This is a genomic window from Niameybacter massiliensis (assembly GCF_001282685.1).
In the GTDB taxonomy this organism is placed as follows: Bacteria; Bacillota; Clostridia; order Lachnospirales; family Cellulosilyticaceae; genus Holtiella; species Holtiella tumoricola.
Genome location: NZ_LN875032.1, coordinates 2,501 through 19,831, shown reverse-complemented (window position 1 = coordinate 19,831; position 17,331 = coordinate 2,501). Strand labels below are relative to the sequence as shown.

Below are 17,331 nucleotides of genomic sequence, written 5' to 3'. Positions count from 1 at the left end.
TGTACAACAACATTTAGGGTGTACCAAAAGGGGGATATAAATGAAAAAGAGCATAAGGCGATTTTTGGCAGCAGCATTATCAACAGGGCTTATATTAGGTACTATGGCAGGATGTTCTACATCCTCTAATTCAAATGATACAATAGATAATTCTACAACACCAGAAACGACTACTAAAGAAGAAACAAAAGAAACAACTAAGGATGATAAGCTCAATATCACACTTTACTATTCTGACAATGCCACATTACCATTTAGTGAGAACTGGCTTACTGTACAAGAAGTCCAAAGTAAATATAATGTAAAACTTAATTTTGAACCTATTCCTATTGCAGATTATCAAACAAAAGTATCACTAGCACTTAATACAGGAAATAATGCACCAGATGTTATTCTCTATCAAAGTACTAAAGGGGAAAATGCTGCTTTAGCATTAAATGGAGCGATTGTACCTATTAGTGATTATAGTGATTGGACACCGAATTTCAATCAAATGGTTGAGAAGTTTGGACTAGAAGAAGACATAGAGACCATTCGCTTAAAAGATGGAAAGTATTATTACTTACCAGCACTTTTTGATCAACCATTCTATGATGGTGGACTTATTTTAAGAGAAGACTTATTAAAGGAATATGGTTTAGAAGCACCTAAAACCTTTGATGATTTATACAATGTACTTAAAACATTTAAACAAGAAAATCCAGATTCATACCCACTTACAATTTTGGCTGGACCAAGGGTACTTTATCGTATGACAATGCCTTCTTATGGGGTAAGCCTTGGTAAGAACGCTGCATCAGGTAGTGGTACATTGAGTTGGGATTATGATAAACAAGAATATTTTGCTGGAGCTATTGATGACCGCTATAAAGAATATGTAAGTTTTGTTGCAAAGCTCTATGCAGAAGGTTTACTTGACCCTGAAATGGCAGAACCAATTGATGGAGACCGCTGGACACAAAAACTTGCAACAGGTAAATCTTTCGCAACATATGCTTATTATGATCAAATTGGTGGTCTAGAAGGAACAAGTGATATTGAAGGTATTAAGTTCCAAATGTATGCACCACTTGAAGGACCATCAGGTGCACATCATCAACCAAAGAGTAAGACTGGTAGTGGTATTCTCTTCCCAACTAAAACAAGTAAACGTGATGACTTTGAACAAGTAGTACGTAAAATTGATGAGATTTTCTTCTCTGAAGAAGGTGCTAAGATTTGGTGTCTTGGTGTAGAAGGTACAACGTACACAGGTCAAGATGATGCAATTACATATACTGATGAAATTGTTAATTCACCAGATGGCATTTATAAGACAATGCAAGTGAAATATGGATGTGGCTCAGACGTAACACAAATGATTTGGGTAAATGTAAGAGAGATGAGTAAGTATGATGAAAACTATTCACGTATTAATAAAGAAGTAGCACAAATGGATAACGCTATTCAATATATCCCACCAACACCAATGCTAGATGATCTTCAAGCAGAAGAAGCAGGCATGTTACAATCACCACTTCTTGATGCTTTTGAAAAATGGGATAATGCATTTGTTACTGGAACTAAGAGCGTAGAAAATGACTGGGATGACTATGTACAAGAAATGAAAAACTTGCAGATTGAAAAATTATGTAGTATTTACAACGATAATTTGAAATAAATAGCATTACCCTGAAGTATCTAAAGGGGCTGTTATATTAAACAGCTCCTTTCTTATTAAAAGGAGGAGGAGCTATGCATAAGCAAGATAATAAAGAAGGCTGGGGAATGCATCTTAGGCGTTACTGGCAACTTTACGTTATGATTCTCATACCATTAATTTATTTTATTGTATTTAAGTACATCCCTATGTTTGGAAATGTATTAGCCTTTAGACGTTATCGTCCTGGGATGAGTCCCTTTGGAACAGAATGGGCTGGTTTAAGATACTTCGAAATGTTTATAAAAGATCCTTCTTTTTGGCGTGCATTCCGTAATACTATTACGTTGTCTCTACTTAATTTGCTTGTAAACTTTCCAATTCCTATACTTTTCGCTTTATTACTTAATGAAGTGCGTAATTTAAAATTTAAAAAGCTGGTTCAAACAGTATCCTATATGCCAAGATTCATTTCAACAGTAGTTGTTATTGCAATGTTAGGAGAAATATTGTCACCAAGTTCAGGTATTTTAAATCAGTTTTTAAAAGATGTTTGTGGCATGGAGCCTATTTACTTTATGAATGAAGCACGTTTTTTTAGGTCTCTTTATATTTTCACAGATACGTGGCAGTTTATGGGGTGGACAGCAATTATTTATTTAGCAGCTATTACAGGAATTAGCGAGGACTTATTAGAAGCTGCTGAGATAGATGGAGCTTCACGTATTCAGCGTATTATGTATGTAACCATTCCAAGCATTATGCCAACTATTATGGTTATGTTAATTTTGGAAGTAGGAAGACTTCTGAGTTTAGGTTTTGAAAAGGTATTATTGATGTACACACCTAATAATGCAGAAGTAAGTGACATTATTAATACGTTGGTTTATCGTGTGGGATTAATGAATCAAAACTATTCTTATGCGACAGCTATTGGGTTGTTTAGTGGCATTATAGGGGTATTGCTTGTAAGTACAACCAATCGATTGAGTAAGAAATTTACCGGTGAAGGTATTTACTAAGGGAGGGTGACCATGAGTAAGCGATATAAATCAAAAAGTAATACCATCATGGATACTGTTATCTATATAATCATGGGGCTTGTTCTACTCATCTGTATTATCCCCTTTTTATATATGCTGACACTTTCTATATCTGATCCAAAGGCAATTGTAAATAATCAGGTGAAGTTATGGCCAGTTGGTTTTAATCTAGAAGCTTATAAACAAATTTTTACGTATCCTAACTTTTTTAAAGCTTATGGCAATACCATCTTTTATACCGTTGTAGGAACAGCTATTGCACTAGCAATGACGACCCTCTTTGCTTATCCATTATCTAAATCATTTTTAAAGGGACATGGTCTATTAATGAAGATGGTTATTTTTTCAATGTACTTCTCAGGAGGACTCATTCCTAACTATCTTTTAATTTCTAGTTTGCATTTAACAGGAACCATATGGGCTATGTTATTACCTTTTGCTATCAATCAATTTAACTTGATTATTTTAATTAACTTTTTTAAATCTTTACCTCAAGAGTTAGAAGAAGCAGCGCTTATTGATGGACTTGGCTACTTTGGTATCTTGAAAAAGATAGTTATTCCACTATCCAAGCCAGCATTAGCTACTATTGGATTATACACCGCAGTATTTTTCTGGAACGATTGGTTTAATGGATTAATTTATTTAAATACGAGTCAATTCCCAGTTATGCTATTTTTACGCAATATTGTAAATGGTACAGCCGTTATGGGTGAAGGGGCAGGATCAGCGGATAAGGCAACGATTGCAATTTCTATTAAATCCGCAGTTATAATCACTTCTACGTTACCAATTATTGTACTTTATCCATTTTTACAGAAGTACTTTGTAAAGGGGCTTACAGTAGGAGCTGTTAAGGGATAGGTAAATGAGTGAAGTAAAATAGACACCTATATGATTAGGGCATACATGGGAGGTAATCAATGGCGATTAAATTAGAAGGTTTAACAACAGAGGAGCGCAATCCATCCTCTAAACAAATAGATACAGTGAGTACTCAGGAAATGCTTAGAATTATTAATGAGGAAGATAAGAAAGTACCTGAAGCTGTAGAAAAAGAGATTGAACATATTGCAAAAGCAGTTGAAATTATAGTAGGTGCCCTTAGACAAGGAGGACGACTTGTTTATCTTGGAGCAGGAACTTCGGGACGCTTAGGTGTGTTGGATGCAGTAGAATGCCGTCCTACATATGGCGTAACAGATGAAGTGGTTCAAGGGATTATGGCAGGTGGCAATGGAGCCATGTTTAAGGCCAGAGAGGGTGCTGAAGATAGTAAGGACTTAGCAGTAGAAGATTTGAAGGATATAGGATTTAACAGAAAAGATGTGTTAGTAGGAATCGCAGCAAGTGGGCGTACACCTTATGTTATAGGCGGGTTAGAATACGGTAATCAAATAGGAGCAAGTACTATAGCTGTTGCATGTAATAAAGATAGTGAGATGGCAAGGGTTGCTCATATGGCTATAGAGCCAGTAGTAGGACCAGAAGTTATTACAGGTTCAACACGTATGAAGGCAGGGACAGCTCAAAAGCTAGTGCTTAATATGTTATCTACAGGAGCAATGATTCAATTAGGTAAAGTATATTCTAACTTGATGGTAGATGTTAGAGCATCTAATGAAAAGCTTGTGGAACGTGCAAAGTCTATTGTTATCCAAGCAACAGGATGTACACGAGAGCAAGCGACAAGGGTGTTAGAAGCTACACAGTATGAGGTTAAACAGGCTATCGTGATGTTAAAAACAGGCTTAGAAGTGGAAAAGGTAAAAGCATTACTAGATGAGCATCATGGACAAATGAGTATAGCCATTAAATCCTATGAAGAAGTAAGAAAGAAAGAGGCGTAGTTATGGGTAAACAATATGTCATAGGTGTAGATGGAGGTAATACCAAAACAGATTATTTTTTATTTGATATAAAAGGTAAGCTTGTTTCTCACCTTAGAGGAGCAACCTGTAGTCATGAAAAAATGGTAGATAGTTATGAGGGTACATATAGAGAAATGAAAAGGTGCTTAGACTATCTACTCAGTGACAAGGGTATTGAAATAGAAGATATAGTAAGTGGAGCCTTTGGACTTGCAGGATTAGATATCCCTAGTCAAAAAGAGTATCTAGAGGCAGTTATAAATAGGATTGGGCTGAAGAAATTTGTTGTAGATAATGATGGATATTTGGGACTTAAGGTAGGCAATGAAAGTGGAAGGGGTATTTGCTCTATTAATGGAACTGGAACAGTAACAGTTGGGATTGATAGTAAGGGACATAGGTTGCAAGTAGGTGGTGTTGGCTATTTATCTGGAGATGATGCAGGTGGTGCCTTTATTACAAGGCTACTACTTAGAGACATCTATAGCATCCTCTATAGATGTGGAGAAGCATCTAATCTAGTAGGGCCTGTTATGGAGTTGTTAGGAGTAAGGGACAAGTTGCTTTATATTGAAGCGGTTACGCAGCAGTATAGTAAGGGCCTAAATCACACCCCTTTTGTAACTTTAGTACTTGAATATGCCCAAAGAGGAGATCAACTTGCAAATCATATTATAGATAGAGTGGCATCATCTCTAGCAGAGTCTACAGTAGGGTGTATCAATAATCTTCAGTTTGAACAAGACGAAGTAGTAGATATTATTCTAGCTGGTTCTGTATGGGTAAAACCAACAACTCCTATTTTGATTGAACGTTATAAGGCATATGTAAAGATACTTAGGGAAGGGCGTTATAACTATAGTGTGCTTCAAGTGCCACCAGGTATAGGTGCAGTTTTATGGGCACTTGAGCTAGCGTATAATCAAGAAATAGGTGGTACACTGCGTAAGCAAATCATAGAGGAAATGGAAGCTATTTATAGATAGAGATAGAAAGGAAGGGGAAATCATGAGTCAAGGAATTAAAATTGTAACAATAGGTGGAGGCTCAAGCTACACCCCAGAATTAATTGAAGGTTTTATCAAACGCTATAATGAATTACCAGTTAAAGAAATCTGGTTAGTGGATTGTGAAGCGGGGAAAGAAAAGTTAGAAATTGTAGGAAATCTTGCAAAACGTATGATAGAGAAAGCTGGTGTTCCTATCACACTTTATATGACTCTTAATAGAAGAGAGGCTTTAAAAGATGCTGACTTTGTAACAACGCAGTTTCGAGTAGGATTGCTTCAAGCACGTATCAAAGATGAACGTATTCCCCTTAGTCATGGTATGTTTGGGCAGGAGACAAATGGAGCAGGAGGGCTTTTCAAGGCGCTACGTACCATTCCTGTTATTCTTGAAATCTGTAAGGATATAGAGGAACTTTGTCCTAATGCATGGCTTATTAACTTTACCAATCCAGCAGGTATTATAACAGAAGCAGTTAATAGATACAGTAATATTAAACGGGTTGTGGGATTGTGTAATGTTCCCTTTGATATGCATACAGCAATTGCTAAGATTGTTGAAAGACCCAGAAATGAAGTGCATATAACAATGGGTGGTTTAAATCATATGAGTTATGTAACAGGTATCTATGTAGATGGGGAAGATAAAACTGAATATGTACTGAATAGATGGGGTAGCCAGAGTATGAACAACATTACAGGTACTGAGTGGAATAATGCCTTTGTAAGGGAACTAGGTGCTATTCCTTCACCTTATCATCGCTATTATTACATGCAAAAAGAATCTTTAGAAGAAGCTATTATAAAGTTTCAACAACACGGTACCCGTGCAGAGACTGTAAAGAAGTTAGAAGATGAATTATTTGAGCTTTATAAAGATACGAGTTTGAAAGAAAAGCCCAAGCAGTTAGAAAAACGTGGAGGTGCCTACTACAGTGATGCAGCATGTAATCTGATTTGTTCCATTTACAATGATAAAGGAGATATCCAAGTTGTAAACACAATCAATAAAGGGGCTATGGAAGAGTTAGAGTATGATGAGGTTGTAGAAGTTAGTGCAGTCATTACAAAAAATGGTCCTATTCCTCTTGCGGTAGGTAAATTACCTAAATCAGCTAAGAGTTTAGTACAGCAAATCAAGTCCTTTGAAGTAGCAGCATGTGAAGCAGCTGTCACAGGGGAATATACAAAGGCTTTATATGCTATGATGATTAATCCATTAGTAGCCTCACAAAAATATGCAAAAATCGTACTTGATGAATTATTAGAAGCACATAAAGACTACCTTCCACAATTTTCTAAAGAAGTCTAGTAAACTACGGAGGAAGTAAGATGGATAAACGATATGTTATAGGCCTTATGTCAGGCACTTCCTTAGATGGTATAGATGCAGCGCTTGTAGGTATTGAAGGTTATGGAGAACAGACCAAAGTAGAGCTTATAGACTTTGTAGAAATGGCAATACAAGAACCATTAAGGGAGAAGATTAAGGCTGCTTGTAACCTAGAGACTTCTAATGTAGAAATGATATGTAGCTTAAACTTTGAGTTAGGTTATGCATTTGCAGAGGCGGCACAGGCGGTTTGTAAGCAGGCTGGAGTTAAAATGGAGCAAGTTGCTTATATAGGTTCTCATGGACAGACAATTTATCATATACCAATGGCAATGCAACATACTCTGTGTTCTACACTACAAATAGGTGAACCAGCAGTTATTGCTTATGAGACTCAGACGCCAGTTGTATCAAACTTTAGGGTAATGGATATGGCAGCAGGAGGGCAAGGTGCACCACTTGTTCCTTATACAGAGTTTTTAATTTATAAAGGTAATAAGAATAGATGTTTGCAAAATATAGGTGGCATTGGCAATGTAACGGTTATCCCAAAACATACAAAGTTAGAGGACGTATTTGCCTTTGATACAGGGCCTGGTAATATGATTATCAATGAAGTGGTTCAATCTTTAGTAGGTATACCTTTTGATAAGGATGGCATGATTGCAGGAAAAGGATGTATCAATGAGACACTTCTAAGAAATCTTATGGCAATACCTTATATTAGGCAGGTCCCACCAAAGACAACGGGAAGAGAACTTTTTGGGAAACAGTTTGTAACTAAGCTCATACAAGAGAATAGGCAACTTTCAGTAGAAGATCTAGCCGCAACAGTAACAATGTACACAGCACAGTCCATTGCCTATAACTATGAAACTTTTATTGCGCCTAAGGTAGCTATAGAAGAGGTAATCATAGGAGGTGGTGGGAGCTATAATCAGACATTGATGGCTATGCTTAGAAAGCTACTACCTTATGCTAAGGTTATGACACAAGAAGACATTGGTTATACTTCTGCTTCTAAAGAGGCAATTGCTTTTGCTGTTCTAGCCAATGAAACAATGCATGGTATGGCTAGTAATGTACTTGGTGCAACAGGTGCGAAGGAGAGAGTTGTCTTAGGAAATATTACACCTTTTACAAGGAAGTCTTAGATAGGAGGGGAACAAATTGAATTTAGCACAAAAAATAGGTCAGTTATTGGTAGTAGGTTTTAAAGGAACGACGGTAAATGAAGAGATCTATGAATTGATTACCCAATATCATGTAGGGAATATCATTTTATTTGAAGATAACTGTCAGTGTGCAGAACAAGTATTTCATCTCGTACAAGAATTACAAAAAATTGCTATAAAAAGTAATGGTGTTCCTCTTTTTGTAACTATAGATCAAGAAAATGGTATTGTAACAAGACTATATGATGGGGTGACAGTATTTCCGGGAAATATGGCGCAGGCAGCAGGTGCAACATTAGAAGAAACAAAGCAAATTGCTTATGCTACAGGAGTAGGGCTTAAAGCATTAGGAATTAACTTTAACTTAGCGCCTAGTCTTGATGTAAATAACAATCCTCATAATCCTGTTATTGGAATAAGAAGCTTTGGAGAAACGGCTAACGACGTTGCAATGCGGGGGAATGCTTATATAGAAGGATTACAACAAGCAGGTATTATTGCAACGGCTAAGCATTTTCCAGGTCATGGCGATACGAGTATAGATTCACATTTGGCATTGCCTGTAGTAGCACATGAGAAAGAACGTCTTAACAAGGTAGAGTTATATCCTTTTAAAGAAGCTATTAAAATGGGTGTTAAAGCAATTATGATTGCTCATATTAGATTTATGGCGTATGAGAAAGAGGAAGTGCCAGCAACACTTTCCTATCCTATAGTTACAAAGCTCTTAAGAGAAGAGCTGGGGTATCAAGGACTAATTATTACAGATTGTATGGAGATGAAAGCGATTGATACAGAATGGGGAACGGCTAAGGCCGTACCTATGGCAATCCAAGCAGGAGCAGATCTTATATGTATTTCTCATACCAAGGAAAAACAGTTAGAAGCCATCCAAGAAATTTATCAGGCAATAGAAGAAGGACGGATTGATGAGGCAAGATTAGATCAGTCTTTAGAACGTATATTAAAAGCTAAGAGAGAGTGGAATAGTACACAATTCATGGATATGACCTATGAAGAGGCTAGAAAGTACCTTTATCAAGAAAATTATGAAAAGCTGGCAAAGAAGGTAAGTTTAGAGAGTATTACGGTAGTTAAGAATGAGGGGGTTATACCTATTCGTGCTAGAGATATTTTAGTTATAGCCCCTAATGGAAGAGTGCTTACAGGAGCAGATGGTACAAGAATAGCGCCAAACTTTGCAACATTTTTTAAAGAGCGTATTTCAGATAGAAAAGTAGAGGCTTATGAAATAGATAATCTACCAACTAAAGAACAAGTAGAAGAGGCAGTAAAAAAAGCAAAAGAAAGAGAACTTATCATTTGCTGTACACATAATGGGATCTTAGCAGCTACACAGCTAGAATTGGTACGTAAAGTGACGGCAATTAATCCAAATGTTATTTTGCTTCCAATGCGTATTCCCTACGATATTGAAGTATTAGAAGAGGTTAAAGGGTGTCTTTTATCCTATGAATATACAACTAAAGCAATGGAGAGTTTGATACAAGTTTTAATGGGAAAAGCCGAGCCAAAAGGAAAACTTCCTGTAACCTTAAAATGATCTTCTAAAGGTTAGAAAATTTGATAGAAAGTAGGTTGCAAAGATGAATTGCTTAGTTAAAATCCGCCAGATATATGAAGCATTTACAACTTCAGAAAAAAAGATAGCAGATATTATAATAAAAACACCTGAAAATGCTGTAGGGCTTACAACAAATGAACTTGCAAAGTATAGTGAAACATCCCCAGCTTCAGTGGTAAGATTTGCAAAGAAAATAGGCTATTCGAGTTATGGAGAAATGAAAATAGAGTTAGCAAGAAATATTGAAGCAGAGACTAGGCCAGAAATAGGAACCTTACTACAATCTGATGATAGCCTAGAAATCATTTCAAAAAAAATCGTTAATAATATCAAACTTACCCTAGAAGATACTTTAGAACTTATAGACTTCACCAATATTAATCAAGCCGTAGAGAAAATAAAAGAAGCAGATACAGTATATCTTTTTGGGGTAGGAGCTTCGAGTATTGTAGCACAAGATTTGCAACAGAAACTTGTACGTATTAATAAAAAATGTATTTTTTATATGGACTATCACCTAGGTCTTGCAGGTTCTTTACATATTAGGCCTGACGATGCTGTAATTGCTTTTTCATATAAAGGCAATACAAAGGAAGTCAATGAAGCTGTACAACAGGCTAAAGCAAATGGAGCTACTTGTATAGGTGTTACGGAATGCTTAATGAATCCGTTACATCCATTAGTAGACATTCTTATTACACTTCCTAAAACCGAGCAAGAAGTACGTATAGGTGCAGTATTATCCCGCTATACTCAGTTAATGATAGTAGATATATTATTTACAGGTGTTGCAAAAGAAAACTTAGATGCAACACAAGAGTATTTAGTAAGAACACGTCAGCTTATAGATACATTGAAGAAAAAACCAGGCTATTAGTTGAAAATAACCACTAACATACCAGCTAGTGGTTATTTTTGGTTTAAAGTAGTAGTTAAGGTAACTGAATAATTTCTCCAGGATAAATTAAATTAGGATTAGAGAGATTATTAAGTGAAGTAAGCGTAGCAACTGTTGTATCAAATTGTTGGGCAATGCCCCAAAGGGTATCTCCTACTTGTACAGTATAGGTAGAGGAAGTGTTTGTAGGGATATTAGTTGATGTTTGGGAGATTGTTTGAGGGAGAATAAGTGTCTCACCTACATAGATAAAGTTAGGGTTAGAAATATTATTAAGGTCAACAAGCTCAGCAATCGTCGTATTATACTGAAGCGCAATAGCAGATAAGGTATCACCAGACTGAACAATGTAAGTTGGAGATGTAGTATTAGTATTAGAAGAGATGATGGTGGATGAAGTTGTATTAGTAGAAGAAGTAGGTGAAGTATTTGAGCTAGGAATAGTAAGAGATTCGCCTACATAGATGAAGTTAGGGTTAGAAATATTATTAAGGTCAACAAGCTCAGCAACTGTTGTATTATACTGAAGTGCAATAGCAGATAAAGTATCACCGGATTGAACAATATAAGTGATATATGAGAGTGAGTTAGAGGAAGAACCAGAAGATATATTGGTTGAAGAAGTATTAGAAGAAGTAGCATTAGAAGAAGTAGCATTAGAAGTACCAGAGAGGAAAATATCAGGGGTAAAATGATCTAAATCTACAGAAGTTGTGTTGATACCAGGTACAGTACCTGCATCAGAATATTGGAAGCCAACCCAATGATTCCATTTATCATTTGCTCTAGGTTCTGTGACATCATACTCAGCTACCCAAAGAGGATAAATAGTAAGAGAATTATCCCAAGTATTTATAGCATTATAAGTATCGCTATAAATAATCACATCTTTACCACTTAGTTCCCTGACTGTTTGAAGAAAAGTTGAGGCAATCGTATTAATCTCTCCATTATTAAGTGACCCAAAACTTTCAAAGTCCATAGCTAATTTGCAATTAGGGTCTAAATCTTTAGTAAGGGATACGAAGAATTTGGCTTGTTCTATGGCTTCCTCTGGCGTAGTAGCTGTTACATAATGATAAAAGCCAATATTTAATCCAGCAGCTTTGGCATTTTTATAGTTAGTATTAAAGTAAGCATCAATGTAGTTACTTCCTTCACCTGTACGAATATAAACAATATCAATACCTGAATCTTTAACTTGAGAAAAATCAATGTTACCTTGCCATTCACTTACATCAATACCATTATAAAGCGTGTTACTAGAAGGTGATAGAGAACTTGCAAAACAGAGCGTGCTTAATAATAAAGGAATAATAATAAAAAAAGCAGTAGTTATTTTTTTGAAAAAATGTGACATGGGTAAAGAACCCCCTTCTATAAGGAATAGGATATCAATATATACATATGATAAAAATGCTAGAAGGTGACAAGCTGAAAATAAAAATTAAAAGCAAAGAATGTATTTTATATTATTAGATAATAATTATTGAATGGCGAAAATATATTTAGTATAATAAAGAAAATAATTAAATTATTTAAGGAGAGTAATCATGGAAGCAAAGGATAAAGTACTTAATTTATTAAAAGAAAACAATGAACCAATGAAAGCTGGAGAAATTGCTGAAAGTTTAGGCGTAGATAAAAAAGAGGTAGATAAAGCAATTAAAGAACTTAAAGCAGAAGAATTAATTGGTTCACCAAAACGTTGCTACTATGCAGCTAACTAATTAAATAAGATATAAAAAAGAACTGCATATTTTGCAGTTCTTTTTTATATTAAGCTTGTTGTGCGTAAATTTCTTTTTCAACTTCGATAAACACATCAGCAATAACACCGTATGCTTGACCCCAAGCATCAATAACTTCATCAGTAGCAGCGTCACCTAATACTTCTTTAATGGCAATAAGAAGGTTTTGTCCTACAATAGGATAATGTTCTGGACGAATGCCTACCTCAACGTGACGTTGGCCAATTTTTTTTACAACAGGAAGTAAAGCACCTAAATTATCAATATTTTGTGCAGCAGCAAGAACTGTCATAGCAAGTGCCTTAGGTTGTTCTCCAGATGCTTGTTTGTCCATACTAAATAAAGATTTTACTTCTGGGTTATTAGTGAACATAGTTTTATAGAAATGAGTTGTAATTTCTAAACCGTGTGCTTTAAGAGCTGGTACAGTACTTTTAATGATTTCAATAGTTTTTTGATCTAACATGATATATCCTCCAATGTATGTTTAATAGTTTTAATTTTAAAGATAAAATAGTAGTAAAGATAAAGGTAAAGTCCTAGGATCACCAGTTTCCATGCTCCATTTAATATAAATAAAGGAAATAAAAGCATAGTTGAAGCAAAACTTAGTAGAAAAATCTTCCTTCCTAATGAAAGTTGTCTATGCTCTACAAAGTCTTTAGCATACTTTCGATAAACTTTACTAGATGTAAGTTTATTATGAAAGTGAGTAGAGCTCTTACTATATAAATAGCAACTTAGCATCAGGAGTGGTGTGGTAGGAAGAACAGGTAAGAAGATACCTAGAATTCCTATAAGTAGGGATAACGTACCTAGGAAAATATAAATATATTTTTTCATATGAGATATATGAGAACTCCTAAAATAATGTGTATTTGTTTTACACATTTAATATAACATGATAAAAATAAAAGTGCAAGTAAAATGCACATTTATTTTTTATATCCTTTATAAAAGATATAAGAACTGTTAAAATAGAGAAAAAAGTTAAGAGAAAGGAAATTTGAAGGATGCAATTATCTAAGTTCACAGATTATACGTTTCGTGTACTCATTTATATGGCAGCACATCAAGAAGAACTTTGCACGGTAGAGCAGTTGGCTACAAAGTTAGAGGTCTCAGAACATCACCTGAAAAAGGTTATTCATAAATTAGCAAAAACAGATTATCTTATTTCTATAAAAGGTCGATCAGGTGGATTGAAGCTAGGTTTACCGCCAGAAGAGATTAACTTAGGAGAAGTCTTAAAGATAACAGAAGATAATCTTACGATTATTGAATGTATCAAGCATGAGACAACTTGTAGCTTTATGACAGGAGAGTGTAAATTAAAAGGAATCATTCATCAGTCATTAGATAAGTTTATAGAGGAATTTAGTAAGTATACATTACAAGACATTATGTAAGTGGAATAAATAATAGAAAATACAAAAAGCTAACCTAAATCTGCCTTCCCCCTTATAACAATAGGCAGTTTTAAGTTAGCTTTTTATTTGTGGCAAAGCTTATACCATGTCCAGCCCAAGGCTTACTATCCAAGAGGCATCCGATACAGACCTATAGACTCTGAATAAGGGGCATGGGGCTCGTAGCTCTAAGTGAAAGGGATGCTATGCATGTATCACGTTGAGGGCAGTTGGCATGACGCTTAGTAAGAGGCTAGAGGGTTGGAGTAGACGCAACTTGTCAAGCAAACAACAATACGCCGATCAAACCTATAAGCAATTACCCTAACTCTACTTTAGATTGCCACCACCAGGGAATAGAGTAGGGGTGCTAAATGGAGCCTATATCTTAAAGTAAGAAGGGGGAGAACTTACTAGAAGATACACATTTCCATTTAGCGAATGATTGAAGGAGGAGATGCAAACGGCCTAGGATGTGTTTGCTAGCTCGTCCTTACACCTATATATATACGGGAAGGGTGGTCATTTTCCTCAAAATATTTAAAAGAAAAAGTGTTTTTGGTAAAAAGCTATAAAAGAGTAGTGGAAGTATTGTGCAGATTTGCTTCGTATTTGGCCTCTTGCCAAGCACGCTCTTTTGCTTCTAAAGCTTCAATGTCAAAATTATGGGTGTACATACGATTGAAAAGACGTGTAGGTTTTACAAAAGGTGTCGTAGAGGGTGCAGATAGAGTAGATAAGGGTGCACATGGAGAGCCAGCACAAGATGACACTTGAGATGTAGAGCTTGATAAAGCTGGAGCTGCAAATGTAGAGTCAGGCATAGAGGAGACAAAAGGTGCATAGTTCCCCTCTAAGATGGCAAAGAACTTGTCCGGCTTCAAGATCCAGCTAAGAGACGCTAGGAAGGTAGACGTAGAGAGCCTACCACATAAGAAGTCCGAAGCTTCCACTTGGCAAAAGACCGATTTAAAAGTCTCAAGTAGGTTAAGTTCTTTAGTGGTGATGACTTTGACTAAAGTATGTAGACGCATTTTGGTCGTGAGGGTGAAACATACTTTGGCATTAAGGCTAGGGCAATAGGTCTCAAATAACTTTTTCACATCTGATTCTATATCTGAAGAAGTATTTTGAATAGACTTGATAGGTTTAGTCTCTGAATACCCAAATGAGAGATTCAAATTTCTAAGAAGTGTGTTAACTAAAGTCTCATTACGTTCGTAGTAAGTGAGACGTTTGATCCGATCATAGTAAGACAGATAATACTTCCCTTCGAATTTATCCTTGCTTTCTAAGTAAGCCTTTTTAGATTTATACACTTTCCCGATGTTACTAAAAGCTGTACGAAACTCGGTCTTACCAAAGCTCAGCTCCTCTGTCCAGCTATCTCCAGTAACATACTGAGGGGCTTCACAAGGCTCAAGAAATTTATAAAAGGTTTTGCCACGGGTTACTTTAAACCAATACTCCAGTTGCATAAAAAGTAGACTAGAAGTAATGCTGCCTGTATATGGATTAAGCTCTGGGTAATAAATTAATGATTTCATCTGATCGCCTCCTAAATGAGAAAAACTGATTTCTATATCTCTTTATATACGGAATCCCTCTCCATTTTCCTCAAAAAAATTTAAAAAAGTACTCAATAGACCTTTTCCTAAGGAAAAGATAAGAAATCCCGAGGAAAAGTAGCAAAATCCTTAGGAAAAGGCGTACTTTCCTTAGGAAAAACACTAAAATCCTTAGGAAAAAGGATGAAATCCTAAATTTACGAAATGTTTTCTAAGAGGTAAAGTAAAAGTGCGCAAATACAAAAGCTGCAGCAGAAAACAAGGTGAAGCATGTGTGAAACAATGGAAGAGTTAGTAATGAGGAGCAAAGAACATAGTGTATATACCTATGAACTATGGAAACAATTTGAGCCTCTATGCTTTAAGTGGGCACATAAATTGAAAGAAGTTGATTATAGTGTGGAAGACCTTATGCAAGAAAGCTATTTGATTCTATGTAGGGCAGTAGAAACTTACCAACCAGCAAAGCAAACTTCCTTTTCAGCGTATTATAAGTTAATGCTCTATAGATGGGGTGGAAACTATAGGAGTAAAAAAAGAGAAATGCTAATTATAGAGGAGAAAGAAGATTTTTGGGACAAAATACAAGATGAAGGTGCAGGTATTGAAGCACAAATACTTCAACAAGAAATGATAAGAGTAATAGAAGAGGCTTTACATAGGTTAAGTGAAAAAGAGCAAAGTTTGCTTCTTAAGCTTTATTCAGAAGAAAAAAGTCTATCCGATTTAGCATTAGAAGAAGGTTTGTCCTATAAGGCTTTGACTAGTAAGAAATACTATCTTCTCAAAAAACTTAAGAAAATCCTTGAGGAAAATTCAGGCCTATTCCGTATATAGTAAGTATAAGCAACCGGTGCTTAAAACAGATTTAAACTTAAGGAGGAACGCACATGGCAATTCAAAGCGTACTTGAAGAAGTTAAAGTAGCACTTAAATTTACAAAAGGGTCACAAACTATTGGGCATTGTAATAAACAGGCATCAGATGAAAGCTTACATACTTTAGGAATGGCAATTGGTAGTTTAAATGCAGAAGCACTTCAGTCCATTACAAAAGTTACAGAGACCTTATTACTTGTAGAAGCCTAAGTTACCCTATAATGACAACTCATTCCACATCTAGTACACACCTTGTATATAATTTTACACAATTTATGAATTAGAAAGAACTTAAAGCTTTGATAAAGTTAAACATTAAGTCTATATGAAATTATGATAATAACTGAGGAGGAACTTTACTATGGAAGTTACAAAAAGGAACCTAGTACTCACCTTTGGCACACCTGCTAAGACAGAAGAACTTATCACAATCTCTAACCCAGCGGAAACACTTTCAGGTATTCAAGTTAAACAAGCTATGGCAAAAGCCTTAGGCAGTGGCGCTATTGGCGAGAATGTACAAGCAAATGGTATTATAGGTGCTAAATATGTAATTCAACAAGTAGATGCTATTGATCTAGATGAGGAATAAGCATTAAATAGTATTCTTCTTATATAGAAGAGGTACATGGAACGGATTCGTTTCATGGACCTCTTTTTTTATTATAAATTATTTTTAAACCAACTAACTGTAACATCTAAAACTTCTTGGGTTTGAGGTGCATCTGGAATAAAACAATTAAATGTATGGTCAGCATCTTTGATAAGGTAGAAAGCAGCATCCTTACTAGTAGCAGCATTTATCATATTTACACTATCTATAGGATTTACTACAGTGTCAGCAGAGCCGGCAATAGCAAGAAGCTTACCTTCGTATTTGGTAATATCTTTGAGAACAGATTGGGAATGAATTTCTTTAAACCACTCCAGGCTAAAATTAAGGGGAGAACGCCAATCGAAGTCTACTTTTGCAAAGCCATTTAATTTAGCTTCTTCATAATATGTATCAAAGAAAGACTTAAAAGCTTCCTCACCAGGACTTGATACACCGGACCAAGACACAAAAGCTTCTATATTTTCATTTTCAGAAGCAACCAATTGACCAATAAGTCCACCTTGGCTAAAACCGATAAGACCAATTCTATCAGTATTAAATTCAGGGCGATTAAGGAGG

General features: G+C 35.6%; 19 protein-coding genes (1 of these 19 running past the window's edge). 14 read left to right on the top strand and 5 right to left on the bottom strand.

All coding sequences use genetic code 11. The annotated features are described in order from the left end of the window. Window positions 1-40: 40 nt before the first annotated feature. The 9 genes from BN2390_RS01170 (at window position 41) to BN2390_RS01130 (ending at window position 10,530) form a co-directional block, all read left to right on the top strand. Window positions 41-1,660 carry an extracellular solute-binding protein gene (locus BN2390_RS01170; protein WP_053982528.1) on the top strand — a complete coding sequence of 540 codons (1,620 nt, stop codon included), beginning with the start codon at window positions 41-43 and terminating at the stop codon, window positions 1,658-1,660. Between the two features lie 74 nt (window positions 1,661-1,734). Beyond that, entirely contained in the window at window positions 1,735-2,661 is a 927-nt protein-coding gene (locus BN2390_RS01165) for an ABC transporter permease (RefSeq protein WP_053982527.1), read from the top strand. A 12-nt stretch (window positions 2,662-2,673) separates the two neighbouring features. Then, window positions 2,674-3,546 (top strand): carbohydrate ABC transporter permease, encoded by an 873-nt coding sequence (locus tag BN2390_RS01160; RefSeq protein ID WP_053982526.1) that lies wholly within the window; start codon window positions 2,674-2,676, stop codon window positions 3,544-3,546. Window positions 3,547-3,605: 59 nt separating this feature from the next. Beyond that, window positions 3,606-4,532 carry an N-acetylmuramic acid 6-phosphate etherase gene (murQ, locus tag BN2390_RS01155; RefSeq protein ID WP_053982525.1) on the top strand — a complete coding sequence of 309 codons (927 nt, stop codon included), beginning with the start codon at window positions 3,606-3,608 and terminating at the stop codon, window positions 4,530-4,532. A 2-nt stretch (window positions 4,533-4,534) separates the two neighbouring features. Further along, the gene (locus BN2390_RS01150) at window positions 4,535-5,539 is read left to right on the top strand and encodes an N-acetylglucosamine kinase (RefSeq protein ID WP_053982524.1); all 1,005 of its coding nucleotides are present in this window, start codon (window positions 4,535-4,537) and stop codon (window positions 5,537-5,539) included. 22 nt (window positions 5,540-5,561) lie between these two features. Then, entirely contained in the window at window positions 5,562-6,872 is a 1,311-nt protein-coding gene (locus BN2390_RS01145; RefSeq protein ID WP_053982523.1) for a 6-phospho-beta-glucosidase, read from the top strand. 20 nt (window positions 6,873-6,892) lie between these two features. Then, window positions 6,893-8,047, top strand: a complete 1,155-nt coding sequence (anmK, locus tag BN2390_RS01140) for an anhydro-N-acetylmuramic acid kinase AnmK (RefSeq protein ID WP_053982522.1) — start codon at window positions 6,893-6,895, stop codon at window positions 8,045-8,047. Between the two features lie 16 nt (window positions 8,048-8,063). After that, on the top strand, window positions 8,064-9,632 hold the full coding sequence (locus BN2390_RS01135) for a glycoside hydrolase family 3 protein (RefSeq protein WP_053982521.1): 1,569 nt from the start codon (window positions 8,064-8,066) through the stop codon (window positions 9,630-9,632). A 43-nt stretch (window positions 9,633-9,675) separates the two neighbouring features. Then, a complete protein-coding gene (locus BN2390_RS01130; protein WP_053982520.1) occupies window positions 9,676-10,530 on the top strand; it encodes a MurR/RpiR family transcriptional regulator in 855 nt (284 codons plus the stop codon). Window positions 10,531-10,585: 55 nt separating this feature from the next. Here the strand turns inward: BN2390_RS01130 and BN2390_RS01125 are convergent, their stop codons facing one another. Further along, window positions 10,586-11,911 carry a LysM peptidoglycan-binding domain-containing protein gene (locus BN2390_RS01125; RefSeq protein WP_198524837.1) on the bottom strand — a complete coding sequence of 442 codons (1,326 nt, stop codon included), beginning with the start codon at window positions 11,909-11,911 and terminating at the stop codon, window positions 10,586-10,588. Window positions 11,912-12,104: 193 nt separating this feature from the next. Here BN2390_RS01125 and BN2390_RS21290 point away from each other — a divergent pair, with 193 nt between their 5' ends. Beyond that, the gene (locus BN2390_RS21290; protein ID WP_082238524.1) at window positions 12,105-12,281 is read left to right on the top strand and encodes an HTH domain-containing protein; all 177 of its coding nucleotides are present in this window, start codon (window positions 12,105-12,107) and stop codon (window positions 12,279-12,281) included. Window positions 12,282-12,330: 49 nt separating this feature from the next. Here the strand turns inward: BN2390_RS21290 and BN2390_RS01120 are convergent, their stop codons facing one another. Beyond that, window positions 12,331-12,768, bottom strand: coding sequence for a globin domain-containing protein (locus BN2390_RS01120; RefSeq protein ID WP_053982519.1), 438 nt, complete (start codon window positions 12,766-12,768; stop codon window positions 12,331-12,333). Then, the gene (locus BN2390_RS22385; protein ID WP_053982518.1) at window positions 12,762-13,145 is read right to left on the bottom strand and encodes a YbaN family protein; all 384 of its coding nucleotides are present in this window, start codon (window positions 13,143-13,145) and stop codon (window positions 12,762-12,764) included. Before BN2390_RS22385 ends, BN2390_RS01120 begins: the two co-directional genes overlap by 7 nt. 170 nt (window positions 13,146-13,315) lie before the next feature. On the opposite strand from BN2390_RS22385, the gene BN2390_RS01110 reads away from it, so the two are divergent. Further along, complete coding sequence (locus tag BN2390_RS01110; protein WP_053982517.1) at window positions 13,316-13,711, top strand: RrF2 family transcriptional regulator; 396 nt, start codon at window positions 13,316-13,318, stop codon at window positions 13,709-13,711. A gap of 569 nt (window positions 13,712-14,280) precedes the next feature. Here the strand turns inward: BN2390_RS01110 and BN2390_RS01105 are convergent. Further along, complete coding sequence (locus tag BN2390_RS01105; RefSeq protein WP_053982516.1) at window positions 14,281-15,258, bottom strand: hypothetical protein; 978 nt, start codon at window positions 15,256-15,258, stop codon at window positions 14,281-14,283. A 291-nt stretch (window positions 15,259-15,549) separates the two neighbouring features. Between BN2390_RS01105 and BN2390_RS01100 the strand changes: the two genes are divergently transcribed. The 3 genes from BN2390_RS01100 (at window position 15,550) to BN2390_RS01090 (ending at window position 16,749) form a co-directional block, all read left to right on the top strand. Continuing rightward, the gene (locus tag BN2390_RS01100; RefSeq protein ID WP_053982515.1) at window positions 15,550-16,116 is read left to right on the top strand and encodes an RNA polymerase sigma factor; all 567 of its coding nucleotides are present in this window, start codon (window positions 15,550-15,552) and stop codon (window positions 16,114-16,116) included. A gap of 53 nt (window positions 16,117-16,169) precedes the next feature. Then, window positions 16,170-16,367, top strand: a complete 198-nt coding sequence (locus tag BN2390_RS01095) for a DUF1659 domain-containing protein (RefSeq protein ID WP_053982514.1) — start codon at window positions 16,170-16,172, stop codon at window positions 16,365-16,367. Window positions 16,368-16,518: 151 nt separating this feature from the next. Then, window positions 16,519-16,749 carry a DUF2922 family protein gene (locus tag BN2390_RS01090; protein WP_053982513.1) on the top strand — a complete coding sequence of 77 codons (231 nt, stop codon included), beginning with the start codon at window positions 16,519-16,521 and terminating at the stop codon, window positions 16,747-16,749. A 71-nt stretch (window positions 16,750-16,820) separates the two neighbouring features. On the opposite strand, the gene BN2390_RS01085 is transcribed toward BN2390_RS01090, so the two are convergent. Further along, window positions 16,821-17,331 carry the 3' portion of an alpha/beta hydrolase family protein gene (locus tag BN2390_RS01085; RefSeq protein WP_053982512.1) on the bottom strand. 407 nt of this gene lie beyond the right edge of the window, so the window shows 511 of its 918 coding nt (coding positions 408-918); the start codon falls outside the window, past its right edge — the gene reads right to left on this strand; it ends in the stop codon at window positions 16,821-16,823.